At 74.7% G+C, this 26,800-nt stretch carries 12 protein-coding genes; 5 read left to right on the top strand and 7 right to left on the bottom strand.

What is annotated here, in order from left to right; genetic code table 11:
- The first annotated feature begins 87 nt into the window (after positions 1 to 87).
- The 5 genes from ACGF5G_RS27570 to ACGF5G_RS27550 all read left to right on the top strand — a co-directional run bounded on the left by ACGF5G_RS27570 (position 88) and on the right by ACGF5G_RS27550 (position 5,673).
- Positions 88 to 1,578 carry a glycerophosphodiester phosphodiesterase family protein gene (locus tag ACGF5G_RS27570; RefSeq protein WP_393267906.1) on the top strand — a complete coding sequence of 497 codons (1,491 nt, stop codon included), beginning with the start codon at positions 88 to 90 and terminating at the stop codon, positions 1,576 to 1,578.
- Positions 1,579 to 1,822: 244 nt separating this feature from the next.
- Complete coding sequence (gene blaOXA, locus ACGF5G_RS27565; RefSeq protein ID WP_393267903.1) at positions 1,823 to 2,788, top strand: class D beta-lactamase; 966 nt, start codon at positions 1,823 to 1,825, stop codon at positions 2,786 to 2,788.
- A gap of 32 nt (positions 2,789 to 2,820) precedes the next feature.
- Positions 2,821 to 3,723 carry an alpha/beta fold hydrolase gene (locus ACGF5G_RS27560; protein ID WP_393267902.1) on the top strand — a complete coding sequence of 301 codons (903 nt, stop codon included), beginning with the start codon at positions 2,821 to 2,823 and terminating at the stop codon, positions 3,721 to 3,723.
- Positions 3,724 to 3,821: 98 nt separating this feature from the next.
- The gene (locus ACGF5G_RS27555) at positions 3,822 to 4,337 is read left to right on the top strand and encodes an NUDIX hydrolase (protein WP_393267899.1); all 516 of its coding nucleotides are present in this window, start codon (positions 3,822 to 3,824) and stop codon (positions 4,335 to 4,337) included.
- A 64-nt stretch (positions 4,338 to 4,401) separates the two neighbouring features.
- The gene (locus tag ACGF5G_RS27550) at positions 4,402 to 5,673 is read left to right on the top strand and encodes a hypothetical protein (RefSeq protein ID WP_393267898.1); all 1,272 of its coding nucleotides are present in this window, start codon (positions 4,402 to 4,404) and stop codon (positions 5,671 to 5,673) included.
- 39 nt (positions 5,674 to 5,712) lie between these two features.
- On the opposite strand, the gene ACGF5G_RS27545 is transcribed toward ACGF5G_RS27550, so the two are convergent.
- Genes ACGF5G_RS27545 through ACGF5G_RS27515 form a run of 7 tightly spaced genes read right to left on the bottom strand, consistent with a single transcriptional unit; the run spans position 5,713 to position 26,799 of the window.
- Complete coding sequence (locus ACGF5G_RS27545) at positions 5,713 to 11,220, bottom strand: amino acid adenylation domain-containing protein (RefSeq protein WP_393267895.1); 5,508 nt, start codon at positions 11,218 to 11,220, stop codon at positions 5,713 to 5,715.
- Positions 11,220 to 14,339 carry an amino acid adenylation domain-containing protein gene (locus ACGF5G_RS27540; RefSeq protein WP_393267894.1) on the bottom strand — a complete coding sequence of 1,040 codons (3,120 nt, stop codon included), beginning with the start codon at positions 14,337 to 14,339 and terminating at the stop codon, positions 11,220 to 11,222. The genes ACGF5G_RS27545 and ACGF5G_RS27540 overlap by 1 nt, the downstream gene beginning before the upstream one ends.
- Positions 14,336 to 14,524 carry an MbtH family protein gene (locus ACGF5G_RS27535; RefSeq protein ID WP_393267893.1) on the bottom strand — a complete coding sequence of 63 codons (189 nt, stop codon included), beginning with the start codon at positions 14,522 to 14,524 and terminating at the stop codon, positions 14,336 to 14,338. Before ACGF5G_RS27535 ends, ACGF5G_RS27540 begins: the two co-directional genes overlap by 4 nt.
- Positions 14,524 to 15,477: a TauD/TfdA family dioxygenase gene (locus ACGF5G_RS27530; protein ID WP_393267892.1), complete on the bottom strand. Its 954-nt coding sequence runs from the start codon at positions 15,475 to 15,477 to the stop codon at positions 14,524 to 14,526. The genes ACGF5G_RS27535 and ACGF5G_RS27530 overlap by 1 nt, the downstream gene beginning before the upstream one ends.
- A 29-nt stretch (positions 15,478 to 15,506) precedes the next feature.
- Positions 15,507 to 20,969, bottom strand: a complete 5,463-nt coding sequence (locus ACGF5G_RS27525; RefSeq protein ID WP_393267889.1) for an SDR family NAD(P)-dependent oxidoreductase — start codon at positions 20,967 to 20,969, stop codon at positions 15,507 to 15,509.
- Between the two features lie 14 nt (positions 20,970 to 20,983).
- Positions 20,984 to 24,493, bottom strand: coding sequence for an amino acid adenylation domain-containing protein (locus ACGF5G_RS27520; RefSeq protein ID WP_393267887.1), 3,510 nt, complete (start codon positions 24,491 to 24,493; stop codon positions 20,984 to 20,986).
- Positions 24,490 to 26,799 (bottom strand): lantibiotic dehydratase, encoded by a 2,310-nt coding sequence (locus ACGF5G_RS27515; RefSeq protein WP_393267885.1) that lies wholly within the window; start codon positions 26,797 to 26,799, stop codon positions 24,490 to 24,492. Before ACGF5G_RS27515 ends, ACGF5G_RS27520 begins: the two co-directional genes overlap by 4 nt.
- Position 26,800: the final 1 nt, after the last annotated feature.

Below are 26,800 nucleotides of genomic sequence, written 5' to 3'. Positions count from 1 at the left end.
CGGAGCGACCGACCTTCACCGGAACGTCAAGCAAAGTCAACGCCCGGTACGCGTAGCGCGGCTGGTCCGGCCCTAGGTTCGGCGACCATGAACCGATCGCCCCTCAACCACGCCGTACGCGTCGCAACCGCGCTCTCCCTTGTCGCTGCCGGCGCTGTCGCCGGAGCAGCGCTCACGACCGGCCGGCAGGCACCTGCCGCCCTCGCCGTCGCCGCCAGCGGCGTAGGCACTCCTCCCCCGGCGCTCCTCTATGGCGGGCCGGGTCGGGGTGGCGGCACGCCGGCCGAGCGCGCCTACCATGACATCCTCGACCACGGTCCGAAGGCCAAGATCCTCACCGCCGCGCACCGCGGCCAGTGGCGTGACGCCCCGGAGAACTCCCTGCCCGCGATCGCTGCTGCCTACGAGGACGGCGCTGAGATCGCCGAGATCGACGTGCGGCTGACCAGGGACGGCGTCCCCGTGCTCATGCACGACACCACCGTCGACCGCACGACGAACGGAACCGGCGCCGTCGCCGACCTCACTCTCGCCCAGGTCAAGGCGCTCCGCCTGAAGCAGGGCCTCGGCGGCGCTCAGGCGGCGGTCACCGACGAGCGGGTTCCGACTCTCGCCGAGGCCATGGAGGTTGCGAAGACGCGTGGTCTCGTCAATCTCGACAAGGGCTGGCCGTTCCGCGAGGAGATCTGGAAGGTGCTCGTCGAGACCGGGACGGTCCGCAACGGGCTCTACAAGAGCGCTGCGCCGGTGGCTGAGGTCCAGCGGTTCCTGGCCGGCCACGAAGGCGCGCTCTACCTGCACATGATCGGCGACGCCAATCTCGCCGACGTCGAGGCGTTCGGCGGCGACCAGCCGGTCGGCTACGAGGTCAACTTCGACAGTCAGTACGACGTCGTGGCACGCCAACCGTTCCTCGACCGGCTGGCGGCGAGCAGCAGGGTCTGGGTCAACTCGATGTGGAACGGCCTGGCGGACCACTTCACCGATGAGGCCTCGCTCATCGATCCTCGTCGCGGCTGGGAGGGGCTGGTCACCAGCTTCGGCGCCACCGTCATCCAGACCGACGACGTCGAGAAGCTCGAGCGGTGGCTGCAGACCGGCGACGGCGACCCGCTGCCGAAGGGTAGCGTCCGGGTCCAGGCCGAGGACTTCCTTCCGGGCGAGGGCGTGGGCTACCACGACCTCGACGCCGGTAACCGCGGCGGGCTGGCGATGCGCCCCGGCGAGGGCGTGGACATCAGTGACGCCGACGGCAACGTGCGGCTCTCGTGGCTGCGCGGCGGCGAGTGGCTGACGTACGCCATCGAGGTGCCTCGCAGCGGCAGGTACGCCGTTTCGGCACGGGTGTCCTCGCCGTACTCTCCGGCCGGCGCGTACACGATGTCGTTCGACGGAGGCCCGGAGAGCGAACGGGTGGCGGTCCTGAACACCACGAGCCACAACAAGCAGGTGCTCCAGGCCAGTGGCGTCGTCCAGGAACTCGCGGCCGGCCACCACACCGTGCGGGTGAGCCTACCGGCCGACGCCTACCAGAACTGGAACCTCGACTACCTCCAGTTCGACCCGGTCCGCCCCTGAGCGAGTGTTGTGACACCTGGACGTGATCTTCGCTGACGCGGTCGGTGAAGATCACGTCTGTGTCGCTTCGGCCGCTGCGGTGTCCCCGTCGGCTGGTCATCGACACGGTTCTGTACGTGCTGCGTACGGGAACCGCCGCATGACCTCGTGCCGTGGGACGTGGCCTACCGGTGTTTCGTTGCTGGAGCGCCGACGGCACGTGCTTGACTGAGGTGTCGGTGCCGGAGCAAGGAGGCGGTGGCAGGTGAGCTTCGAGGTGCGGGGCCTGCCCGACGCCCGCCGGTGTGAGCCATACCGCCCACGCGGCCCGTGGCCGGCTCGCCGCAGGCGGAGCGTCACGGGCGCGACGGCTCTCGCCCTGGCCCTGCTGGCCGGCGCAGCCGGTTGCGCCGGGAGCGAGCGCCCGCAGCCCCCGCCGACCGACGGCCCGTCGGCCACCGCCGCCACCGCCGCGGCGCCCTCGCCGGCCGCGCCGGCGGTCGAGACCCGCGACGACCTGGCGAGCCTGTTCCGGCAGGCCGGCCTCCAGGGCACCTTCGTCCTGTACGACGTGACGGCGGCGCGCGTCGTCATGGTGGACCGCGCCCGGGCCGAGCGCCGGTTCATCCCGGCCTCGACGTTCAAGGTCCCGCACAGCTTGATCGCGCTCGAGACCGGCGTGGTGCGCGACGAGCACGAGAAGGTCCCGTACGGCGGCCGGCCCCAGCGCGTCGCGGCCTGGGAGCGGGACATGGGGCTGCGTGACGCGGTCCGGGTGTCCAACGTGCCGGTTTTCCAGGAACTGGCCCGGCGGATCGGGCCGGAGCGGGAGCGGGAGTGGCTGCGCCGACTCGGCTACGGCAACGGCGAGGTCGGCGCCGCGGTGGACCAGTTCTGGCTACGCGGGCCGCTGACGATCTCGGCCGACGAGCAGGCGCGGTGGCTGGCCCGGTTGGCCCAGGGCGAACTGCCGGCCGACCGGGGGCACCAGGCGACCGTCCGGGACATCCTGCGCCTGGAACGCACCGCCACGCACACCCTGTACGCCAAGACCGGCCAGACGGACGCCACCGAGCCGGGCACCGGGTGGTGGGTCGGCTGGGTCGAGCGCGGCGACCGGCTGTACTGCTTCGCGCTGAACGTGGACATCCGCACCGACGCCGATGCCGACAAGCGGCTGCCGCTCGGCCGGCAACTGTTGCACCGCCTCGGCGCCCTGCCCGCCGCCTGACCGTCCCCACAGCGGGCACCGGAGAAGCGCTCGTGGATTGGCTTCAGCTTGCCGGACAGACCTTGCCATCGACTACCGTCAGGACCATGCTCCCCTTGCATGTCACCACGTGGGACGCGCCCCACGCACGCGACGACCAGGTCATCCTGATCCACGGCACGATGACATGGGGACTCGCCGCCTTCGCGGCGCAGCAGCCGCTCGCCGGTCACCGACGGATCTTGGTGGTCGACCGGCGCGGCTTCGGCGCCAGTCCGGACACCGAGCAGAGCGACTACGACGTCGACGCCGACGACATCGTCGGGCTGATGGATCGGCCCACTCACCTCGTGGGTCACTCGTACGGCGGCGTGGTCGCGCTCCTCGCCGCGGTTCGCCGCCCGGAGTTGCTGCGGTCGCTGGCGTTGATCGAGCCATCGGCGCTGGCGGTTGCGGCCGACCATCCAGTCGTGGCCGCCGCGCTGAGGAACAACCGGCGGTACGTGGCGGCCGCGCGATCGATGTCGGCGGAGGAATATCTCCTCGCCGCGTACGGCGCCGATCAGCCCGTGCCCGAGCCCTGGGAGTTCGCGGTGCGGGCTGCGGGGACCGCCCTGCGGGAACGGCCGTGTTGGGAGGCTGACCTGCCAGTCGACGCGCTCCGGTCGCACGACTGCCCCAAGTTGGTGCTCGCCGGAACCTGGGAAACCGCGCAGCCGGACTACCGGTCCAGCGTCGGCGAGGCGCTGATCGTCACCGCCGGCATCGTGGCGAGCCGGATCGGCGCCCGTCTCCATCGGGTGTCGGGGGCGGACCATGCACCGCATCAGCAGCGCCCGGAGCAGGTCAACCGCCTGCTACTGCAACTGTGGGAGGAGGCAGACATCGCTGCCTCAGCCCGTAGCGGCGGTGGTGGGCAGGTGCCCCAGACCGGCGGCCGCCGCATCGACGACTGACCCCGGCCGCGGGTGCACCGCCGGCACCGGGCCCGCGGTGCCGTTCGCGGTCGAGCGTGAGGCCGGACCGGCCGCGCGTACACCAGGGAGGAACGCGGATGGTCGAACTGCCCGACGACCTGCCGGTCGTCGAACGCAGCGCGGTGCGGCTGGTGGTGCTCGACGGCGACGGCCGGGTGCTGCTGTTCCACACCCGCGACCCGGACCATCCCCGCCTGGGCACCTGGTGGGAGCTGCCCGGCGGCGGGATGGACCCCGGCGAGACGTACCTGGACACGGCGGTGCGCGAGTTGCGCGAGGAGACCGGCATCGTGGCCGACCCCGCGCAGATCGGTCCGCCCACCTGGCGGCGCCGGGCCAGCTTCGTGCACCGGCAGTGGCGGCACCTCCAGGACGAGGTGATCGCCCCGGTACGGCTGAACGGCCCCGGGCCGGACGTGGACGAGGCGCACCGGCTCGACTACGAGGTGGAGGACTACTTCGGGTTCCGGTGGTGGCCAATCGCCGAGGTGGTGGGCAGCGGCGAACGGTTCTACCCGGGCCAGCTTCCCCGGCTGCTGACCCCCTTCCTCGCCGGCGAGGAGATCGACGAACCGTTCGAGTTCCGGTCGTGACCGCACCGGAGACCGGTCGGCCGACGGTGGTGACGAGCGCCCGACCAGCGGGCACAGTGGAGCGGTGACGATCGACATCCGCACTTCCCTGGCCCGCTACGCCGACCGCCTGCACGCCGTGATCGGCGACGGGCACCACGTCGCCTCCCCGCTGGGCGCGTGGTTGCTGCTGGCGCTCGCCGCGCCGGCGACCACGGACGCGACCCGCACGGCGCTGGAGGAGGCGCTCGGCACGGACGCGAAGACGGCCGCCGAGGCGGCCCGCGCCCTGCTGGAGGCACCGCACCCGCTGGTGCCGTCGGCGACCGCGTTCTGGCACCGGCCGGGGTCCGGGACCGCCGGGCTCGACGGGTGGCGGGCGACCCTGCCCGGGCCGACCGCCACCGGGCCGCTGCCGGAGCAGGCCGGGCTCGACGCGTGGGCCCGCGAGAACACGCTCGACCTCATCGACGCGTTCCCGTTGACGGTCACGCCGGAGGTGCTGCTGATCCTGGCCAGCGCCCTCGCCACCCGGGTCTCCTGGATGGACCCGTTCGAGGTCGCGCCCGCCGACGCCCTCGGCCCGGGCAGCGCCTGGGCCGGCCGGCTGGGCCGGGCGCTGCGCACCCCGGAGTACGGCCACCGGTGCTGGATCGCGGACACCGCGCGGGCCGGCACCGTCGCCGTGCACGCCGCCGCCGCCCGGCCGGCGCGGACCGCCGACCGTGTGGCCGGGCTGCTGGTGGTCTCGGTCGCCGCCGCGTCCGACGTGCCCGCCGGGGACGTCCTGGCCGCCGCCCACGAGGTCGCGGCGGTCGCCGCCGCCACGCCGGAGGACCACCTGCCGGCGTCCCGGCGTTCCCTGTACGACCTTCCGCTGGGCGACGCTCCGCTGTGGACGCTGCGGGAGGAGCCGGGCGAGACGTTCGCGCCGGGCGGCCGGGAGGAGCGGGCGACGGCGGTGCTGCCCTGCTGGTCGGCGGAGAGCCGGCACGTTCTGACGGCACCTGAGCTGGGCTTTCCCGCCGTCGCGCGGGTGTTCGGCGAGCTGCTGGGCGCCGCGGGGCTGGGGTTCGAGGTGGCGCAGGCCGCGATGGCCCGCTACGGCCGGTACGGCTTCGAGGCGGCCGCGGTCACCGGCTTCGCCACGCTCGAGTGCCTGCCGCCGCAGGGGGTCGTCCGGATCGCCGAGCTGCGCTTCGGCCACCCGTACGCCGTGGTGGCGGTCGCCACCGACGGTCGGGCCGGTGGCGGCGCGGCCGGCCCGTGGGACGGGGTGCCGGTCTTCTCGGCCTGGGTCGCCGACCCTGAGGACGTGCCCGAGGCCGACCTCGCCGACCGGTACGACGGCGAGTGAGCCCCCGGGGGCCCGTCAACCGGGCCCCCGGGGAACGACTCACACCCCTACCGGCACCTTCTCCTCGGCGCGCTCGGCGGCACGGGCGGCGAGCCGCTTCTCCCGCTCCTGCGCGCCGATCAGGTCGTCGGGCAGCGAGTCCGGCACCTCGATGTCGAACCGGCGCAGCAGCCGGATCGCGAAGCCGCCGAGGGTGATCAGCACCAGCGCCGCGCCGAAGCAGACGTACGCGAAGCCGATGCCGCGGCCCGGACCGGTGCCGATCACCGCGCCCACCGACCCGGCGAGCGACCCGCCCGGGGCGAGCATCGGCTCGAACAGGGCGGTCGCGCCGGGGGCGAGCAGCGCGAACCCGATCGGCAGGGTCGACCAGGAGATGGTCTGGTTGAGGCTGAACACCCGGCCGTGGAAGCGCTGCGGCACCTTCACCTGGACGATGGTGGCGTAGATCGACTGCGCCGTGGTCATCGCCATCGCCAGCCAGAACGCGCCGACGCAGATCATCGCCACCGAGGCGTCCAGGCCGATCAGCATGCAGCCGACCGCCGTGCCGAGGTTGCCGATCAGCACGCCGATCATCCGTCGGTGCCGAGGGCCGCCCCAGAGCGACATGAGCACGCCGCCGGCGACTGCGCCGAGCGCCTCGGCGAGGGCCACCTGGGCCACCTGCGTCGCGGTGCCGAAGGAGAGCACGAGCGGCGTGGTGAGCACCAGGGCGGGCGCCAGGAAGATGTTGCCCAGCGCGAAGTAGCCGAGCATCAACCGGAAGCCCCGGTGCTGCCAGGAGTAGCGCATGCCGTTGGCGATGGCCACCAGCAGCCGCTCCTTGGGCCGCCACCCGAGCAGGTCGGGGAAGCGGACCACGGCCAGGGTCAGCACCGCCACCACGTAGCTCGCCACGTCGATGAGCAGGATGCCCTTGAGCTCGATGGCGGCCAGCAGGCCGGCCGCGAAGACCGGCATCAGCAGCATGGCGAAGCCGTTGGTGAGCTGGGTGATGCCCATCGCGTGGCCGAGGTAGCGCTTCGGCACGAGCTGCGGCACCGCCGACTGGAACGCGATGCGCTGGAACGACCCGGCGACCTGGCTCAACGCCACCAGCAGGTAGATGTTCCACAGCTGAAGGTTGTCGGTCCAGAGCAGCGCGGCCAGCACCAGCTGGATCGAGCCGGCGCTGCTGCTGGCGATCATCATGATCTTCCGACGGCTGACCCGGTCGGTGATCGCCCCGGCGATCGGCAGCATCAGCACGCCGCAGATCAGGGCGAGCGCCCAGAGCAGCCCGAGGTTGGCCACCGAGCCGGTCTGCGTGAACAGCCAGATCGGCAGGGCGAACGCGGTCAGCGCCGACCCGGTGGTGGAGACCAGCTGCCCTGCGGTGACCGCCACGAACCTGGCCATGGACGGCTTGACCACCGTCTTCTCCGGCCGGTCGTCGACGCCGATGCGCTGGTGGTCGGCGACCCACCAGCCGGCGTCCTCGCCCCGGGCGGCCGGGGTGAGAGCCGAGACGTCGCCGGCCACGATCGCCGGGTGGACCCGGGTGACGATCTCAGCCAGTTCCTCGGCGCGGTACTTCAGGAAGAAGTGCCCGGCCTGGTCGAGCACCACCAGGCCGAGGGTGTCGCTGAGGAACTGCCACTCGGCGTACCGCTCGGTGTGGTAGTCGGTGACCGGGTCCTCCGAGCCGACCACCGAGACGATCGGCACGCGCAGCTTGGCCGCCTGCCGGTCCAGCAGGCCGGTGAAGTACTCCTCCGAGGCCCGGGAGTCGGCCCGCATGTTGCTGATGATCCGGTCCGCCTGCTCCGGGTCCAGTTCGTCGGTGTCGACGCCCATCGACTTGAGCCAGCTCGCGTAGTGCCGGTTGCTGCGCAGCTGCTCCATCCGGTTGCGCAGGGTGGCGAACGCGCCCTTCGGGCGGGCGAACGGGAACATCGCCCCGATGTAGAGCGCCTCCAGGTTCCGCCCGGCCGCCTCGACCTTGCGGGCCACCTCGGCGACGATGGCGCTGCCGACGCCGCAGTGGCCGTACAGGGCGATCGGCCCCTCGACGCGTTCCAGGATCTCCTCGGCGACCCGGCTGGTCAGCTCGTCGAACGGCAGGCCGTCCTCGCTGAGGCCGACGTCGTGGCCGGGGATGGCGAGGGACCACAGCGCGTGCCCGGCCGGCAGCGCGTCGGCGAGCGGCTGGTAGACGATCGCGCTGCCGCCGCCGTAGGGGACGCAGACGTACGACAGCACGCGCTTGGCCGCCGGGATCGGCTTGGTCAGCTCGTAGAGCAGCCGGCGCGGCCCGTCGGCCTCGGCGCTGCCGGACATGAAGGCGGCCAGCTCGCGGATGGTCCGCTGCTGGAACAGGTCCATCACGCCGACCGGCCGGCCGCCGTGCTCCGCCTTGCGGATCTTCGCCACGACCTGGGTGGCGAGCATCGAGTGCCCGCCGAGGTCGAAGAAGTCGTCGTCGATGCCGAGCGTGTCGACGCCGAGCACCTCCGACCAGATCCCGGCCAGCAGCCGCTCGGTGTCGTCGCGCGGCTCCACCAACGCCACGGACGCCTCGCGGGTGACCACCGGCGCGGGCAGCGCCCGGCGGTCGAGCTTGCCGTTCGGCGACAGCGGCAGCGCGTCGAGGGTGACGAACGCGCTCGGCACCATGTACTCGGGCAGCGTCTCCTTCAGCGCCGACTTCAGCGTGGCGTGCTCCGCCCCGCCGACCACGTACGCGGTCAGCCGCTTGTCGCCGGGGCTGTCCTCGCGGACGATCACCGCCGCCTCGGCCACGCCCGGCTGCTCGCGCAGCGCGCTCTCGATCTCGCCCAGTTCGATCCGCAGGCCGCGCAGCTTGACCTGGTGGTCGATGCGGCCGAGGAACTCGATGACGCCGCCGGTGCCGCCCGGGGCGGTGCGCCACCGGGCGAGGTCGCCGGTGCGGTACAGCCGCGCCCCGGGCTCGGCGGAGAACGGGTCCGGCACGAACCGCTCGGCGGTCAGCGCCGGCCGGCGGTGGTAGCCGCGGGCCAGCCCGACCCCGCCGATGTGCAGTTCGCCGGCCACCCCGACCGGGCACTCCTCGCCGCGCTCGTCGAGCACGTGCAGCCGCAGGTTCGCGATCGGCCCGCCGATCGGCACGCTGGTCAGCCCGGTCAGCAGGGCCGGGTCGCAGTGCCAGGCGCTGACGTCGATGGCCGCCTCGGTCGGGCCGTACAGGTTGTGCAGCCCGCACCACGGCAGCCGGGCGGTGAAGTCGACCGCCGAGGCCAGCGGCAGTTCCTCGCCCGAGCAGATCACCCGGCGCAGCGCCGTCGCCGCCTCGACGCCGTCCTCGGCGAGGAAGACGGTCAGCATCGACGGGACGAAGTGGGCGGTGGTCACCCGCTCGGCGACCAGCAGGTCGCGCAGGTAGCCGGCGTCCTTGTGCCCGCCGGGCTTGGCGAGCACCAGCCGGGCGCCCTCGCGCAGCGGCCAGAAGAACTCCCACACCGACACGTCGAAGCTGGCCGGGGTCTTCTGCAGCACCGCGTCGTCGGCGCCGAGCCCGTAGGTCTTCTGCATCCAGTCGAGCCGGTTGACGATGCCCCGGTGGGTGTTCGGCACCCCCTTCGGGCGGCCCGTGGAGCCCGAGGTGTAGATGACGTACGCCAGGTGCCCGGGGCCGACGACCGGCGCGGGGTCGTCCGCCGGCTGGTCGGCCCACACCCGCTCGTCGTCGAGGGCGAGGACCGTGGCGCCCGTGTCCGGCAGCACGTCACGCAGGTGCTCCTGGACCAGCACCACCGGCGCGGCCGCGTCGGTGACCATGAAGGACAGCCGGTCGGCCGGGTACTCCGGATCCAGCGGAAGGTAGGCCCCGCCGGCCTTGAGCACGCCGAGCAGCCCGGCGACCAGCTCCACCGAGCGCTCCGCGCAGACCCCGACCAGGGTCTCCGGGCCCACGCCGGCGGCGCGCAGCCGGTGCGCGACCCGGTTGGCGGCGGCGTTCAGCTCGGCGTACGTGACGCTGCGGCCCTCGAAGGTGACGGCCACCGCGTCGGGGGTGCGGGCGGCCCGCTCCTCGATCGGCCCGTGCAGCGTCTGCGCGGCCGGGAAGTCGGCGGCGGTGTCGTTCCACCCCGCCAGCAGGTCCCGCTCATCGGCGGGGAGCAGGCCCAGCGCGGAGATCGGGGTGTCGGGGGCGGCCACCACCGCGCGCAGCAGGGTGCTGAACCGCTGCGCCACCCGCTCCACCGTGTCGCGGGTGAACAGGTCGGTGTTGAAGACCAGCTTGCCGTAGAGCCCGTCGAGGATCTCCACCGCGTGGAACTCGAAGTCGAACCGGGTGGCCCGCAGCTCCATCGGCGTCCAGTCGAAGGTGACGTCGGTGGCGTCGGAGACCTCGTTGAACCGGCCGATCTCGTAGTTCTGCAGCACGAACATCGCCTGGAAAACCGGGGAGCGGCTCACGTCGCGGGGCAGGCCCAGCTCGTGCACCACCCTGGCGAACGGCACCTCGCCGTGCTCCAGCCCGTCCAGCACGCTGCGCCGGGTGCGCTCCAGCAGCTCGGCGAAGGTCGGGTCGCCGGCCAGCTCGGCCCGCAGCGGCAGCATGTTGATGAACATGCCGACGACGTTCTCCAGCTCCGGCGCGGAGCGGCCGGCCACGGACGCCCCGACGGCGAAGTCGTCCTGGCCGGCGTGCCGGGCCAGCAGCACCTGGTACGCCGCGAGCAGCGTCATGAACAGGGTGCCGCCGTAGGAGCGGGTGAGCGCGTTCAGCCCGTCGGCGGCGGCCCGGTCCAGCCGGAACTCGACGAAGTCGCCGGCGTAGGTCTGGGTGGCCGGGCGGGGCAGGTCCAGCGGGAGTTCCAGCGGGGTGATGCCGGCCAGCCGCTGGTTCCAGTAGTCGAGGTGTCCGCGGGCCTGCGGCCCGTCCAGCTCCTGGGCCTCCCAGTGGGCGAAGTCGCCGTACTGGATCGGCAGGGCCGGCAGCTCCCCGCCGCGGTAGAGGGTGATCAGGTCCCGCAGCAGCACGTCGACCGACCAGCCGTCGCCGATGATGTGGTGCTTGCCGAGGAACAGCACGTGGTCCTCGTCGGCCAGCCGGATCAGCAGGGCGCGCAGCAGCGGGCCCTCGGCCAGGTCGAACGGCTCGGCGGCGGCGGCGTCCACCAGCGCCTGCGCGGCGGCCTCGTCGGGGGCGTCCACGATGGTCAGCGGCACCTCGACGGAGTCCGCGACCACCACGGTGGGTCGGCCGTCGGCGTCGGCCGGGAACCGGGTGCGCAGCGACTCGTGCCGCCGGCTCAGGTCGGCCAGCGCCCGACGCAGCGCCGCGACGTCGATCGGCCCGCGCACCCGCAGCGGCACCGCGATGTGGTACGCCGCCTCGCCCGGAGCGAGCTGGTCCATGAACCAGACCCGCTCCTGGGCGTACGACAGCGGCACCTCTGCGTCCGGCGGACGCGGGGTGATCCGGGCGGTGGGCGTGGCGGCCTGCCGCTTGCGCAGGCGCTGCGCGATGAGCGCCTGGCGGGCCGCGTCCCGCGCCGGGTCCTTCACGTCGGTCATCAGGGAGTGTCCTTCTCCGCCGCGAGCAGCGCGGCGACCTCGGCTTCGGAGAGCTCGTCGAGTTCGGCGGCGATCCGCTGCTCGATCTGGGCGGCCAGGTCGGCCACCACCGGGGTGCTGAACAGCGCCCGCATCGGCAGGTCCACGTCCACCTCGGCCCGGATCCGGGCCATCGCCCGCATGCCGCGCAGCGAGTTGCCGCCCAGGGCGAAGAAGTCGTCCAGCGCGCCGACCTTGTCCACCTGGAGGATGTCGGCGTACACCTCGGCGACGAGCGCCTCGGCGTCGGTGCGCGGGGCGACGAACGCGTCGGCGGCCGGGGCGGCGGCCGGGGCGGGGAGCGCCGCGGCGTCCAGCTTGCCGTTCGGCGTCAGCGGCAGTGCGTCGAGGCGGACGAACGCCGCCGGCACCAGGTGCGCCGGCAACTCCCGGGCCAGGTCGGCCGCGAGCGCCGCCTCGTCGGCCGCGCCGACGACGTAACCGACCAGGGTCGGCTCGCCGGAGTCGGTGCGTACCACCACGGCCGCCTCGCGGACGTCCGGCCGGGCCAGCAGGGCCGACTCGATCTCGCCCAGCTCGATCCGCATGCCACGGATCTTGACCTGGTTGTCGCGGCGGCCGAGGTAGTCCAGCGTGCCGTCGGCCCGCCAGCGGGCCAGGTCGCCGGTGCGGTACATCCGCTGCCCCGGCGGCCCGTACGGGCAGGGCAGGAAACGCTCGGCGGTGAGGCCGGGCCGGCGCAGGTAGCCCCGGGCCAGCTGGTCACCGGCGACGTACAGCTCACCGGCCACGCCCGGCGGGACCGGGTTCAGCGCGGCGTCGAGCAGGTACACCCGGGTGTTCCAGGTGGGCCGGCCGATCGACACCGCCCCGGCGGGCAGCTCCTCCCCCGGCGCGACGCGGGCGGCCACGCAACCGACCGTCGCCTCGGTCGGGCCGTACTCGTTGATCACGGCGACGCCCGGGTGGGCGGCCCGCCAGTCGGCGAGCTGCTCCGCGGTCAGCGCCTCGCCGCCGATGACCAGGTCGGTCGTCGGCGACAGCTCGGCGTCGAGCAGCGGCAGGTGGCTGGGCGTGACCTTGAGGAACGCCGGCCGGTCGCCGACGCGGGCCGCGGCCTCGTCGATGGCGGCGAGCCGGACGGTGCCGCCGGCGGTGAGCGGGCCGAGCAGGCCGGTGACGGTCAGGTCGAACGACACCGGCGAGTGCAGCAGCGCCGTGCCGGCCAGCCCCGGGTAGGTGTCCCGGGCCCACGCCAGGTAGGCGGTGACCGCCCGGTGCTCCACCACCACGCCCTTCGGGCGGCCGGTGGAGCCGGAGGTGTAGAGGACGTACGCGGGGTGCCCGGGACGCAGCGGGGCGACCCGGTCGGTGTCGGTCAGGTCGGCGTCGTCGCCGTCGAGCGGGCCGTCGAGCACCAGCGCACCGGCGGGCACCAGCCCGGCGGTCTCGGGCGTGGCGAGCACGAGCGCCGGCTCGGAGTCCGCCAGCAGGTAGGCGATCCGCCCGGCCGGGTAGCCGGTGTCCACCGGCACGTACGCGGCGCCGGACTTGAGCACCGCGAGGATCGCCACCACCAGCTCCGCGGAGCGGGGCAGGGCCAGCGCGACCCGGGCCTCCGGTCCGGCACCCCGCGCCACCAGGACGCGCGCCAGGCGGTTCGCGGCGGCGTTCAGCTCGGCGTACGTCAGCGAGACGCCGTCGCGGACCAGGGCGATGGCGGCCGGGGTGGCCGCCGCCTGCCGCTCGAACTCGGCGACCAGGGTGGACGCCGGCACCTCGTGCGCGGTCTCGTTCCAGCCTGACACCACCTGGTTCCGCTCGGCGTCGTCGAGCAGCGGCAGGGCGGAGATCCGCTGGGCCGGGTCGGCGACGGCCGCGGCGAGCAGCCGGACGTACCGGGCGACCACCGCCTCGGCGGTGGCCCGGTCGAACAGCTCCGTGCGGTAGACCAGCCGGCTGGTCCCGGTGGTGATGTCGAACGCCAGGTCGTCCTTGGTGGTGCCGAGCTCCACCGGGTCGAGCCCGGAGTCCGGGATGAAGTTCAGCGCGGTCTGGAAGATCGGCTGCACCGACGGGTCCCGCTGCGGGGCGATCGACTCGACGATCTTCTGGAACGGGGTCGAACCGTGCTCCATCGCGTCGACCAGTCCGCCACGCACCCGGCCGAGCAGCTCCGCGAACGTGGGGTCGCCGGTCAGCTCGCAGCGCAGCGCCACCGGGTTGACGAACATGCCGATCAGCGGGGCCAGCTCGGCCGTGTCCCGGCCGGCGGTGGAGACGCCCACCACCACGTCGTCGTCGCCGGAGATCCGGGACAGCAACGCGGTGAACGCGGCGAGCAGCACCATGTACGGGGTGGCGGCGGAGCCGGTGGCGAGCTGGCCGACCCGGTCGAGCAGGCCGTCGGGCAGGTCGAAGCGCACCTCGTCGCCGGCGAAGCCGAGCTGCGCGGGGCGCGGCCGGTCCAGCGGCAGGGCGGTCACCGGCGGCGCGCCGGCCAGGTGGCCCCGCCAGAAGGCGAGCTGCCGGTCCAGTTCCGCGCCGGTGAGTTGGTCGCGCTGCCAGACCGCGAAGTCGGCGTACTGGATGGGCAGCTCGGGCACGTCGGCGGGCGCGCCGGTCAGCGCGGCCCGGCTGAACGCGGCCAGCTCGTTGGTGAACACCACCGCCGAGTGGCTGTCGAAGACCGCGTGGTGCGCCACGAACAGCAGCGCGACCTCGTCGTCGGCGAGCCGGACCAGCCGGGCCCGCCACGGCGGCGGCGCGTCCAGCGGGATCGGCGTGCGGGCCAGCCCGCCCAGCAGCGCCGCCACCTTCTCGTCGCGCTCCGGCCCGGCGAGGCCGCGCAGGTCGTCGACCGGCAGCGCGACCGGCTCGGCCGCGCGGACCACCTGGGTGAGGGTGCCGTCGTCCATCCGCAGGTGGGTGCGGAGGGACTCGTGTCGGGCGACGACCTGGCCGAACACGTCGTTGGCCTGTTCCGGGCTGGTCCCGATCGGGAAGCGCCACGGGTTGGAGACGTTGTAGACCGGCGAGTCGGTGTCGAGCTGGTTGGCCATCCACACCCGCTCCTGGGCGTAGGAGGCCGGGAAGGTCCACTCCTTCGGGGTACTCATGCGCCAGCCTCCCGCACGGAACGCGGGCGCATGTCCGTCCAGACGGTGTCGATGTGCGCGAGGCACTCCTCACGGGTGCCGGCGAAGCCGGCCTCGTGCCAGCCCGCCGGGAGGTCGCGGTCGGCCGACCAGATCGAGTACTGCTCCTCGTCGTTGCGAACGACCAGGAATCGGGTTTCGGCCATCACTTCTCTCCAGCGCTCTCGGGGGTGTGCGGTTCGGCCATCGCGACGGCGATCTTGCGGGGGCCGGTGAACGGCTCCCGCCCGTGCGCGGCGGTCATGTTGTCCACCACCAGCACGTCGTCGCGCTGGTAGTCGAAGCGGACGCTGGCCGCCCGGTACGCGGCCCGCAGGTGGTCCATGACGTCGGCGGGGATCTCGCCGCCGTCGCCGTAGTAGGTGTTCGACGGCAGCCCCTCGGGGCCGAACATGGCCAGCAGCCCCTCCTGGTAGTCCTTCGGGAGGGTGCTCAGGTGGAAGAACGTGGCGTGGTTGAACCAGCGGGGGGTGTCCGAGCCGGGCCGGTGGTGCACCACGTCGCGGACCGCGCGGGTACGCAGCCCGTCCTTGCCGAGCCACTCCAGCTCGATCCGGTTCGCCGCCGCGTACGCCTCGACCTCGGCGCGGTCGTCGGTGTTGAACACGTGCTGCCACGGGGTGCCGAAGTCGCCGTGGAAGTTGCGCACCAGCATCCAGCGGCGGCGGACGAACTCCTCGCGGACCGCCGGGTCGATCTCGGCGTACACCCGGCGCACGTCGGCGAGCGGGGTCGCGCCCTGCGTCAGCGGCGGGGTGATGCAGTAGAAGAACAGCGTCAGTGGCCAACGGGCCTGGTACGAGTTCTCGTTGTGCAGGAAGATCTCCTCGTCCGGCGGGTAGTCGGTCGAGGTGTAGACCCGGCCGGCGATGGCGTGCCGGGGAGACGAGCGCTCGGTGTAGACGAGTGGCTCGCCGGCCAGCGCCCGCACCACCCGGTCGAAGCCCTCGACGCCGCCGACGTCGAACCCGCGGAACAGCAGCCCGCCGTGCTCCACGAGGCTCGCGCGCAGCTCCGCGCGGCGGGCGGCGATCAGCTCGGTCAGCTCCCGGCCGTCGTTCTCGACGACCACCGGCAGCGTGGCGATCGTGTCGCTCATTGCTTCCTCACTCCTGTTGTCGCTCGTCGTCACGCGCGGGGCAGCCGCGGGATGTTGGGGGTGGTCGGCGCGGCCGGTTCGTCGGTGGGGGCGGCGGCCCGCATCTCCTCGATCCGCGCCGCGATCCCGGCCACGGTGGGCGTCTCGAAGAGGCTGCGCATCGGCAGCCGCACCCCGGTCGCCTTGCGCATCGCGGCGATCAGCTGCACCGCCACCAGCGAGTTGCCGCCGAGGGCGAAGAAGTCGTCGTCGACGCCGACCTCGGCCACCCCGAGCCCGTCCTGCCAGACCCGGGCGATGATCATCTCCAACTCGGTGCGGGGCGCGGCCGAGCCGCCGCCGGTGCCGGACGGCGCCGTGGAGGTCGTCTCCGGCTCGTTCTCCAGGCTCTCCGTGGTCATCCGGCCGGCGCGGCTGCGGATGTCCGCCACCGTCCGAGTGGTGATCACGACCTGGGCACCCAGCCCGGCGGTGAGACTGCGCCGGAACGCCTCCACCCCGTCCACCGGCCGGATGTCCTCGGTCGGCCCGGCGGAGGTCGCCGCCGGGTCCGCCTCCGGCGCGGCGGCCAGGCCACCGGTCACCGCGCCCTGGTCGACCCGCCGCAGCACGAAGTCGCTGATGGCGACGAGCTCCCGGCCGTCGGCGTCGCGCAGCGACAGGTCCGCGGCCACCACCTCGGCGGTGGCGCTGTCCCGGTGCCGCAGGTGGCTGTGGAACCGCGCCGGCAGCGACCCGCGCACCACGATCCGCCCGTACGACAGCGGCAGGTAGGTGCCGGAGCCCTGGCCGCGGCCGAACGCGGTCGCCACGTCCAGCAGCGCCGGGTGCAGGCCCCACGACGGCAGGTCCCCGACCGCCTCGGCGGGGGCCTCGATGCGGGCCAGTTCCTCGCCGTCGCCGAGGTGGTGCTCGCGCAGCGCGGCCCAGCGCGGCCCGAAGGTCAGCATGCTGGTGCGTCCACGGCCGAACGACGAGTCGTCGTCGACCCGGCGGCCCGTCACGGCCGGCTGCTCCGCCGGCGGGGCGGGCTCGACCGTCCAGCCCGCCGACCCGCGCACGTGCGTGCGGGACTGGCCGGCGGCGAGGCTGCACACGGCGAAGTCGACGCCGTCCTCGGCGGGGGTCAGCTCCACCCGGTACTGGGCGACGGTGCCGTCGGGCACCGAGAACGGCTCCAGGAACACCACGTCGCGCAGCTCCACGGCGGCGTCCCCGGCCGGGGCCGGCAGCGCGGCCGTCACCGCCGCGCGGACGGACTCCAGGTGGGCGGTGCCCGGCACCACGGGCACCCCGCCGATGCGGTGCTCGTCGAGGAGCCAGTGGCTGGTGGCGGAGACCAAGCCGTGCAGCACGGTGCCGTCGGGGCCGGTGACCTTCGTGGTGAGCACCGGGTGGTCCACCGGGGTGGCGACCGTGTCCCGCGCGGCGGCCCGGAAGCCGGCGGGGACGTCGGTCTCCACGGCCATGCCCACCTCGGCCCAGCCGCCCCAGTTCTGCGACACCACGGGCGCGGCGAAGCCGGCACCGGCCCGGGCGTACGCGTCGAGGAAGTTGTTCGCCGCGCAGTAGTCGACCTGACCGAAGCCGCCGATCACCGCGGTGACCGAGGAGCAGAGCACCACGAAGTCCAGCGGCAGGTCGCCGAAGACCCGCGCCAGGGCGAGGGTGCCGGCGAGCTTCGGGGCGAGCACCCGCTCCGCCTCGGCCCGCTCCTTGATCTCGGCCATGCCGCCGCCGGGCAGGCCGGCCGCGTGCACGATGCCGTCGATTCCCCCGTACGCGCGCTCGGCCTCGGCCCGCACGCGGGCCAGGTCGGCGGGGTCGGTGACGTCGGCGGCGAGCACCAGCACCTCGGCGCCGGCGGCCTCCATCCGGCGGATCGCGGCGATGGCCCGGCCGGCCCGGTCGCCGCCATGCACGGCCAGGTGGTCGTCCCACTCCTCGCGGGCCGGCAGCCCGGAGCGGGCCAGCAGCACCAGTTTCGCCCGGGCCCGGGTGGCGAAGTCCTCGGCGAGGGTGATGCCGATACCGCCGAGCCCGCCGGTGATCACGTACCGGCCGCCCTCGCGCAGCGCCCCCGGCTCGCCCTCGGCGTCGACGGTGACCTGCTCGTACCCGGTCACCCAGCGGCGTCCGCCGCGCAACGTCACCTCGGGCCGCTCCGGGTCGACCGGGCGGCGCAGCTCGGCCACGAGGGCCCGCTCCCCCGCGTCGGCCGGGCCGGCGTCGAGCAGCCGGACGGTCAGGCCGGGGACCTCGGCCGGGAGCACCCGGGCCAGGCCGGCCAGGGTGGCGTGCTCCGGCCGGGTCAGGTCGGCGCCGGTCACGTCGCCGATGCCGGCGGTGACGACGTCCAGGGTGAACGCGCCCTCCTCAGCGGTCAGGCCGGCGCCCGCCAGGGCCTGCACCAGGTGCAGCGCGCTGAAGAAGCCCCGGTCCTGGGCGGCCCAGGTGGCGGCGATGTCGGCGCCGGTCGGCTCGCCGTCGAGGGCGAACGCGTGCACCAGCCGGGCCGGCACGCCGTCCGCGGCGAGGGCGGCGACCAGCGCGTCGTAGTCGTCCCGCACGCCGGGGCGCAGCCGCCAGCCGTCGGCCTCGGCGGCGAAGCCGTCGCCGGGGCGTACCGTCAGCGGCTGCTCACCGGCGGCCCGCAGCGCCGCGACCAGCGCGTCGCCGCGCGGGCCGTCGGCGAGGACCAGGCAGCGGCCCAGCGGCGCGGTCCGCGGCTCGGGGGCCGCCTGCCGCCACACCGGCACCGCGAACCACTCGGGCAGCGGCCGGGGCCCGGTCTCGACCGGCGCGGCGGCGCCCGGCTGCACCGGGTCCGGGTCGACCCAGTAGCGGCGCCGCTCGAACGGGTACGTCGGCAGCGGCACCCGCCGCGCGTCCGGGTCGGAGCCCAGCCGCACCGGCGTACCGGCGCACCAGAGCGCCGCCGCCGTGCCGAGCAGGGTGGCCAGGTCGCCGGTGGGCTCGCCCGGGCCGGGCAGGCTGCCCAGCGGGACGAGCTTGCGCTGCGCCTCGGACGCCTTGGCCACCTGCATCCGGGCCAGGTTCGCCAGCTGGCGGCCCGGGCCGCACTCCACCAGCGACCACGTGCCCTCGGCGAGCAGGGTGGCCACGCAGGCGCCGAAGCGCACCGGCTGGCGCAGGTGCGCCGCCCAGTACGCCGGGTCGGTGGCCTGCTGCTCGGTGATCCAGGTACCGGTCACGTTGGACAGGAACGGGACGGCCGGCGGCCGCAGCGTCACCGTCGCCATCAGGGCGGTGAACTCGGCGAGGATGGGGTCCATCATCGGCGAGTGGAAGGCGTGCGAGGTCCGCAGAGCCTTGGTCTTGGCGCCGACCGTGTCGGCGAAGGCGGCGACCGCGTCGCTCGGGCCCGCCACCACGCACGTGCCCGGGCCGTTGACGGTGGCGATGGCCAGTCCCTCGGGCAGCCGTTCGGCGACCACCGACTCGTCCAGCGGCACGGCGAGCATCGACCCCGGCGCGACGGACTGCATCAGCCGGCCCCGGGCGGCGACCACCCGCAGCGCGTCGGGCAGGCTCAGCACCCCCGCCACCGTCGCGGCGACGTACTCGCCGATCGAGTGCCCGATCATCGCGGCCGGCCGCACGCCGGCGGACTGCCAGAGCACGGCCAGGGCGTACTCGACGACGAACAGGGCGGGTTGGGTGTAGCGAGTCTCGGTGAGCTTCTCCCCCGCCTCGGGGTCGCGGCCGAGGATCAGGTCGCGGATGTCCAGGCCCAGCTCCGGGCGGAGCAGCTCGGCGCACTCGTCCACGACGGCCGCGAAGCCCGGTTCCTCGGCGTAGAGCTGCGCGCCCATCCCGGCGTACTGGGAGCCCTGGCCGGAGAAGAGGAACGCCGTCCGGGGCGCCGGGCCCTCGGCCACGCCGGCCTGCCGGCGGCGCTTGGTGCGCAGCGCGGCGACCGCGTCGGCCAGGTCGGTGGCGACCACGGCGACGCGGTGCGGGTACTGCTGGCGGCCGACGCGCAGGGTGTGCGCGACGTCGGCGAGGTGCTCCGGCCCCCGGTCGGCGGCGGACTCCAGGTGCTCGGCGAGCCGCTGCACCGCCGTCTCCAGCGCGCCGGCGGTCTTCGCCGAGACGTGCAGCAGCTGCGCCGGGCGGACCCGCCGCTCCCGGTACGCCGCCGGCGCCTGCTCCAGCACCACGTGCGCGTTGGTGCCGCCGATGCCGAACGAGCTGACCCCGGCGCGGCGGGGCGTGCCGTCGGTGTCCCACTTGGTCAGCGTGTTCGCCACGTAGAACGGGGTGTCGGCGAACTCGATCGCCGGGTTCGGCGTCTCGTAGTTGATGGTCGGCGGGATCAGCCCGTGCTCCATGGCGAGCACCGTCTTGATCACGCTGACGATGCCGGAGGGCTGGCTGAGGTGGCCGATGTTGGACTTCACCGAGCCGATGCCGCACCAGCCCCGCTCGTCGGTGTCCTTGGTGTAGACGGCGGAGAGCGCGGCGATCTCGATCGGGTCGCCCATCGCGGTGCCGGTGCCGTGCGCCTCGACGTAGCTGATGGTGCGCGGGTCGACGTCGGCCATCGCGACGGCCTGGGCGATCGCCTCCATCTGCCCGTCGACGCTCGGGGCGGTGAAGCCGACCTTGCCGGCGCCGTCGTTGTTGATCGCGTTGCCGAGCACCACGGCGCGGATCGCGTCGCCGTCGGCGATCGCGTCGGAGAGCCGCTTGAGCAGGGTCACCCCAGCGCCGCTGCCCCAGACCGTGCCGTTGGCGTCCGCGTCGAACGGGCGGCACCGGCCGTCGGGCGAGGTGAAGCCGTCCATGCCCAGGTAGCCGACGTGCGGCAGCTCGATGTTGACGCCGCCGGCGAGGGCCATGTCGCACTCGCCGTTGCGCAGCGCCTCGCAAGCCAGGTGGAACGCGACCAGCGAGGTGGAGCAGGCGGTGTGCACGGTCAGGCTCGGGCCGCGCAGGTCCAGCCGGTACGACACGTTGGTGGCCACGTAGTTCGGGGAGTTGCCGGTGGCCAGCGAGACGGTGCCGTGGAGGTTGCCGCCGACCCGCTTGTTGCGCAGCACGAAGCGGTGCAGGTAGGTGTTGCCGCCCGTGCCGGCGTACACGCCGATCGAGCCGTCGTAGCGGGTCGGGTCGTAGCCGGCGTCCTGCAACGCGGTGTAGCAGGACTCCAGGAACAGCCGGTGCTGCGGGTCGGTGATCTCCGCCTCGCGGGCGGTCATGCCGAACAGCCCGGCGTCGAACTCGTCGTACCCGTCGACGAGCGGGGCGCGGTTGACCCAGCCCGGGTCGTCGACCTCGTCGGCGGTGGCGCCGCGGGCGAGCTGCTCCTCCCGGGTCAGCTCGGTGGCCGACTCGACCCCGTCGACCAGGTTGCGCCAGAACTCGTTCACGTCGGCCGCGCCGGGCAGGCGGGCGGCCAGCCCGACGATGGCGATCGGCTCGATGCCGTCGCCCTCGGGGAGGTCGGTTGCGGTCGGGTTGCTCATCAGGCTGTCCTTCGTCACGCGGTGCCGCCGGGGCGGCGGGGTGGGTTGCGGCGGGTACGACTGCGTCGGGCGGCGGCGCGCAGCGCGGCGCGGGCCAGCTCCGGCCGGTCGGCGGCGCCGTCGAGGCTGGCGGCGAGCGCCCGGATGGTGGGGTGGCGGAAGAGGTCGAGCATCTTGATCGAGCGGCCGGTGGCGGCGGTGAGCCGGGCGTGCACGGCGGCCAGCGCCAGCGAGTGCCCGCCGATGTCGAAGAAGTTGTCGGTGACCCCGACCTGGTCGCGTTCGAGGACCTCGCGCCAGATCCCGGCGATCAGCTCCTCGGTGTCGGTCAGCCCGTCCGGGCCGGCCGGCAGCACGCCGCGCGGCGCCTCGCCGGCGGCGACGGTCATCGCGCCGAGCTGGGGCGTGGCCACCGTCGGGCGGGGCAGCTCGGTGGCCACCCGGTCGGTCGGTGTGTCCGGCGCGGCGACCAGCGCGCCGACGAGTGCGGCGAGGTCCGCCAGCAGGTCGTCGATCCGGCCGGCGTCGAAGAGATCGGGGTTGTAGACCACCTCGACGCCGCACCGGCCGGCCCGCTCCACCACGTAGACGGTGATGTCGAACGGCGAGCCGGGCTTGGGCACCGCGACCGGCTCGGTGTCCAGGCCGGTCAACGCCAGCCGGGGCGGGGCGAAATTGAGCACGTTGAACAGCACCTGCACCAGCGGCGCGCGGGAGGTGTCCCGGCCCACGGCGAGCGCCTCGACGATCCGCTCCAGCGGGGCGCCGGGGTGGGCGGTCGCCTCGTGCAGCTCGCCGGCGCACCGGTCGACCAGCTCGGCGAAGCTGGCCGCGCCGCCGCGCACCCGCACGGGCACGGTGTCGATGAAGAAGCCCACCACGTCGTCGAACGCGGCCAGCCGGCGGTCGGCGACGATGGCGCCGACCACGTGGTCGTCGCGGCCGGTGAGCCGGCGCAGCAGCTCGCCGAAGCCGGCCAGCAGCACCGCCGCCACGGTGGTGCCGCGCCGCTCGGCCAGCTCCCGCACCCCGCGGTCACACGCCTCGGGCAGCCACACCGCCGCCTCGGCGCCGGTGTAGGTGGCCACCGCCGGCCGGGGCCGGTCACGGGGCAGGTCCAGCACGGTGGGCACGTCGCGCAGGTGCGCCACCCACCAGTCCAGGTCGGCGGCGCCGCGACGCCGGTCCCGCTCCGCCCGCCACACGGCGTAGTCGGCGTACGTGGCGGGCAGCGCGGGCAGCGTCGGGCTGCCGCCCGCCAGCGCCCGGTCGTACGCCGCCGCGAGGTCGTCGTAGAGCGGCTTCTCCGACCAGCCGTCGAAGACCGCGTGGTGCAGGGTGATCGCCAGGACGTGCTCGTCCGGCCCGAGCCGGTAGACGGTCACCTGCCAGGGCGGCCCGGTGGCCAGGTCGAAGGAGTGCGCCGCCCCGGCGGCGAGCATCCCGGCCAGCTCCGCCTCGGCGTCGGCGCTGCCGGTCAGGTCGACCACCGGGACGGCCACGTCGGTCGGTTCCTCGCGGACCGCGTACGGCACGCCGGCAGTTTGCGGGATGCGCCAGCGCAGCACGTCGTGCCGTTCGGCGACCGCCCGCAGCGCCGCCCCGAGGGCAGCGGTGTCCAGCGGGCCGCGCAGCCGGTGCGCCACCGCGATGTTGTAGGGAGCGCTGGAGGGGGCGATCTGGTCTACGAACCAGAGCCGGCGCTGCGGCGCCGAGAGGGTGGGCGGGTTGCCGGTGGTCAGCCCGTCGCCGCCGGCCGGGGCGGCGGCGGTGATCCGCTCCACCAGGCCGGCCAGGGTACGGCCGGTGAAGACGTCCCGGGTGTCGACGTGCCGGCCCAGCTCGGCCCGGAGCGCGGCGACCAGGCGCATCGCGGCGATGGAGTTGCCGCCGGCGGCGAGGAAGTCGGTCTCCGGGGTGGGCGTCCCGCCGAGCAGCCGACCCCAGATCCGGGCCACCGCCGCCGCGAGCGGCTCGTCCGCGTCCACGGGGCCGGCGGGGACCGCGACGTCGGCGGCGGCGGCCAGCGCGCGCAGCGCCGGCCGGTCCAACTTGCCGGTGGTCGGGCTGACCGGCAGGGCGTCGCGGCGCAGCACCCGGGTCGGCAGCATCGCGGCGGTCAGCCGGGGCAGCGCGTACGCCCGGAGCCGATCGTCGTCGGGGGCGTCGGCCGGGGTGAGGAAGGCGACCAGCTCGGTGCCGGCCGGGCCGGGGACGGCCTCCACGGCGACCTGCCGTACGCCGGGCAGGTCGGCCAGCACGGCCTCCACCTCGCCCAGCTCGATGCGCTGGCCCCGGATCTTGACCTGCCGGTCGATGCGGCCGAGGTAGACCAGCCGGCCGTCGGGCTCCTGCCGAGCCAGGTCGCCGGTGCGGTAGAGCCGCTGCCCCGGGTGCTCGCCGAACGGGTCGGGGACGAACCGCTCGGCGGTCAGGCCGGGCCGGCCGAGATAGCCGTCGGCCAGCCCGGGACCGCCGACCAGCAGCTCGCCGGCCTCCCCTGGCGGCACCGGGCGCAGCCCGGCGTCGACCACGTACACGCGGTGGTTGGGGACCGGGCGGCCGATCGGCACCGGGTCGGTCTCGGCACCGGTCAGCTCGCCGCTGACCGCCATCACCGTGGCCTCGGTCGGGCCGTACGCGTTGACGAAGAGCCGGCCGGGGGCCCAGCGGGCGGCCAGCTCGGCCGGCACCGCCTCGGCGCCGCAGAGCACCACCCGCCAGGCGGGCAGCTCCGCCGGGTCCAGCATGGACAGCACGGTCGGGGTGAGGAGCCCCCAGTTCACCTCGTGCGCGGCGATGAACCGGGCCAGCCGCACCGGGTCGGCCCGGTCGTCGGCGCCGACGAGCTGGACGGCGCCGCCGAGCAGCAGCGGTACGAAGAGGTCGATGATCGCCGCGTCGAAGCTGAGCGAGGCGTAGCCGAGGCTGCGGACACCCGCGTCGGCGCCGGTCACGGCGGCGCAGCCGGTGACGAACTCGACCACGCTCCGGTGGGTGACGACCACCCCCTTGGGCCGGCCGGTGGAGCCCGAGGTGAACAGCACGTACGCGGGGTCGCCGGGGCGGGCCGGGCAGGCGGCCAGCGGCGCCGGCCCGGGCAGCCCGAGCGCCTCGACGCCCGGCACGTCGCCGAACTCGGCCACGGCGGCGTCACCGACCACCACGGTCACCCCCGCGTCGGCGACGATCTCCCGCAGCCGCCGGCGGGGGCCGCCCGGCTCCAGCGGCATGTAGCAGCCGCCGGCGAACAGCACCCCGAGCACGGTGGCCACGAGGTCGGGGTTGCGGGCTCCGCAGACGCCGACCCGCGTCTGCGGGCCGACACCGCGCCCGCGCAGCGCGGCGGCCACCCCGGCCGCCCGGCCGACCAGCTCGGCGTAGGTGAGCCGGGTGTCCCACTGACGCACCGCGACCGCGTCCGGGGTCCGAGCGGCCTGGGCGGCGATCAGCTCGGCCAGCGTCGCGTCCGGCCACGGCAGGGTCTCCCCGTGGACGGCGCTGGTGGACAGGATGTCGGTCACCCGTTCTCTCCCCGGTAGCTCACTGGATCGGTGATCTGCAACCGCAGCTCGCTGACGTAGCCGCGTCCCCGCGCGTCGGTCACCCAGGCGTCCGCCGGATCCGGCAGCAGCTCGCCGACCGTCACGGTGACGTCGGGGCCGCTCTTCGCGGCGGCGTCGACCATGGCGCAGAGGGACTGGGCGTGCAGCGGGGCGGTGAGGTCGACGTAGCAGGGCTTGATCTCGGTGCCCACCTTGACGAACACCCGCTCGGGCAGCCCCAGACCCGCCCTCCACCGGCGTACGGCGAGGAACCGCTCGGCCTCGCCGGTGACGCCGGCCAGGCCGGTCTCCGCCACCGTCGTCCGCCAGGTCCGCCGCGCCACGACCAGCCGGTCGATGGTGATCCGGGGCGTGTGCGGGGCCGGCGCGAGGAGCTTGAAGGTGTCCAGCAGCAACGCGCCGAGCAGGTTGGCGAAGATCTCCATCAGCGGCCAGCGGGTGCCGTCCGGCAGCACCGCGAGCCACTCGTCGCCGTCGTTCTCCACCCGTGCCTCGGTGGCGCGGACCAGCCGGTCGACGTCGGCGCCCCGGGCCGTGTCGATGCCGAACTGCCGGTCCCGGGGACCGTTGAGCGCGTACGTGATGCGGGTCGTCATCCGCGGGAAGCTCTCCGGGTAGAGCACCCGCGCCCGGGCCGGCCCGAGTTCGGCGTCCAACGCGGCCCGCAGCGACGGCTGGTCGGAGTGGAACGGGGTCAGCACCGCGCTGTCGAACGGGACGTAGGCCGGGTGCAGCTCGCCGAGGACGAGCAGGAAGTCGCCCCGGTTGAGGGCGTCCAGCCCGGCGGAGGCGATCTGCACGTCCGGACTGTGGATCCGGGCGGACGGCCAGCCGGGACGGTCGGCGGCGAACAGGGCACGGGCCCGCTCGGCCAGGTCGGCGCTGCGCAGCCGCAGCTCGGTCTGCCCAGGGGCCACCGTGTCCAGGCCGATGAGCTCCGCCCAGCGGGCGGTCAGCCCGGCGCCGGCCTGGGCGATCGGGCCGTCCGGGGCGAGCAGCAGCCCTTGGGCCAGGGCCCAGATGTCGGCCAGCCGCACCGGCCCGTCGCCGCGCAGCTCGGCGTGCAGCTCCGCGAAGAGCCGTTCGCAGGCGGCACCGACCTCGGCGGTCAGCCAGCGTGCGGCCGCCAGCACGATCGCCAGCGGCTCGGCCAGCGCGTCCAGCACCCGGGAGCCGACCGTGAAGTCCAGGTCGCGGGCGGTCTCCTCGTAGAGCACCGTGCGACCGGCGTACATCTGCCCGGCCTGGCGGGTGGCGGGCCGGCCGGTGACGGCGGTGAACTCGGCGTTCAGCGCGGCCAGCGCGGCACCGAGCCGGTCCGGGTCCCCGGCCGCCGCGGCCACCGCGTCGCGCGCCCCGCGCAACCGGTCGAACGCGGCCGCCACCTCGGCGCGGACGGACGCGTCGCCGATGGCCTCGATCCGCTGTCCCAGCACGCGCTCGGCGTCCGGGCTGACCGGCAGGCCGGCGTCCCAGGTCAGCAGGCTCCGGTCGACCAGCCGGTCGAGCAGCAGGTAGCCGTCGTCGGCGCTGCGCAGCCCGGCCTCCCCGCCGGCGACAAGCCGCTCCACGAGGGTGACCGCCGGGGTGCGCCCGTCGCAGACGGCGAGCAGCCGGGCCTCCGTGCCGGTCAGCTCGGTCGGCGGGAGCAGCGGGCGGGTGACCTGCCGGTCGGAGAGGCTCAGGTGCGGCGGCAGCGTCGGCGCCCACCAGCGCCGCACGGCCAGGTCGTCGGCGAGCCGGTCGGCGTACGCGATCAGCGCCCACGCCTCGAAGTGGACCTCGCGCCGGGACACCAACGCGGGCCCGGGCCGCAGCCGGGTGGCCGGCTCGTCGAGATCGATCCGGCCCCAGCAGACCGGGCCGAAGAACCCGATCGTCTCGGCCTTGCCGCAGTAGCGCTGCCAGTAGCGCAGCAGGCTCAGCTCGCGCTTGCGGCGGCGTACGTTGCGCACCGTCGGGTCGGTGCGCAGCAGGCCGTCCAGCGCGATGAGCATCTCCGGGTTCTGCCAGGTGACCGCCTCGCGCAGCAGCGGGTCGGCGGCGATCTGGTTGGCCACCTCGGAGCCGTCCGCCAGCGCCGTCGCGAACGCCTTCTCGAACGTGTCCGCCTCGCCCTCGCCGGAGAGCAGGGCGTCGGCGGCGGCCGCCGCCTCGGGCGCGGCGAAGGCGGCCAGCCCGGCCGCCGGGAAGCCGGCGGTACGCAGGACGACGTCGCGGAACACCGACCAGCCGGTGTCGCCGAGGGGGATCCGGTGGCTCATG

This window comes from Micromonospora sp. NPDC047730 (assembly GCF_043204765.1).
Taxonomy (GTDB): Bacteria; Actinomycetota; Actinomycetes; order Mycobacteriales; family Micromonosporaceae; genus Micromonospora.
The sequence above is the reverse complement of the archived record's forward strand: the minus strand, read 5'-3'. Positions and strand labels throughout refer to the sequence as shown.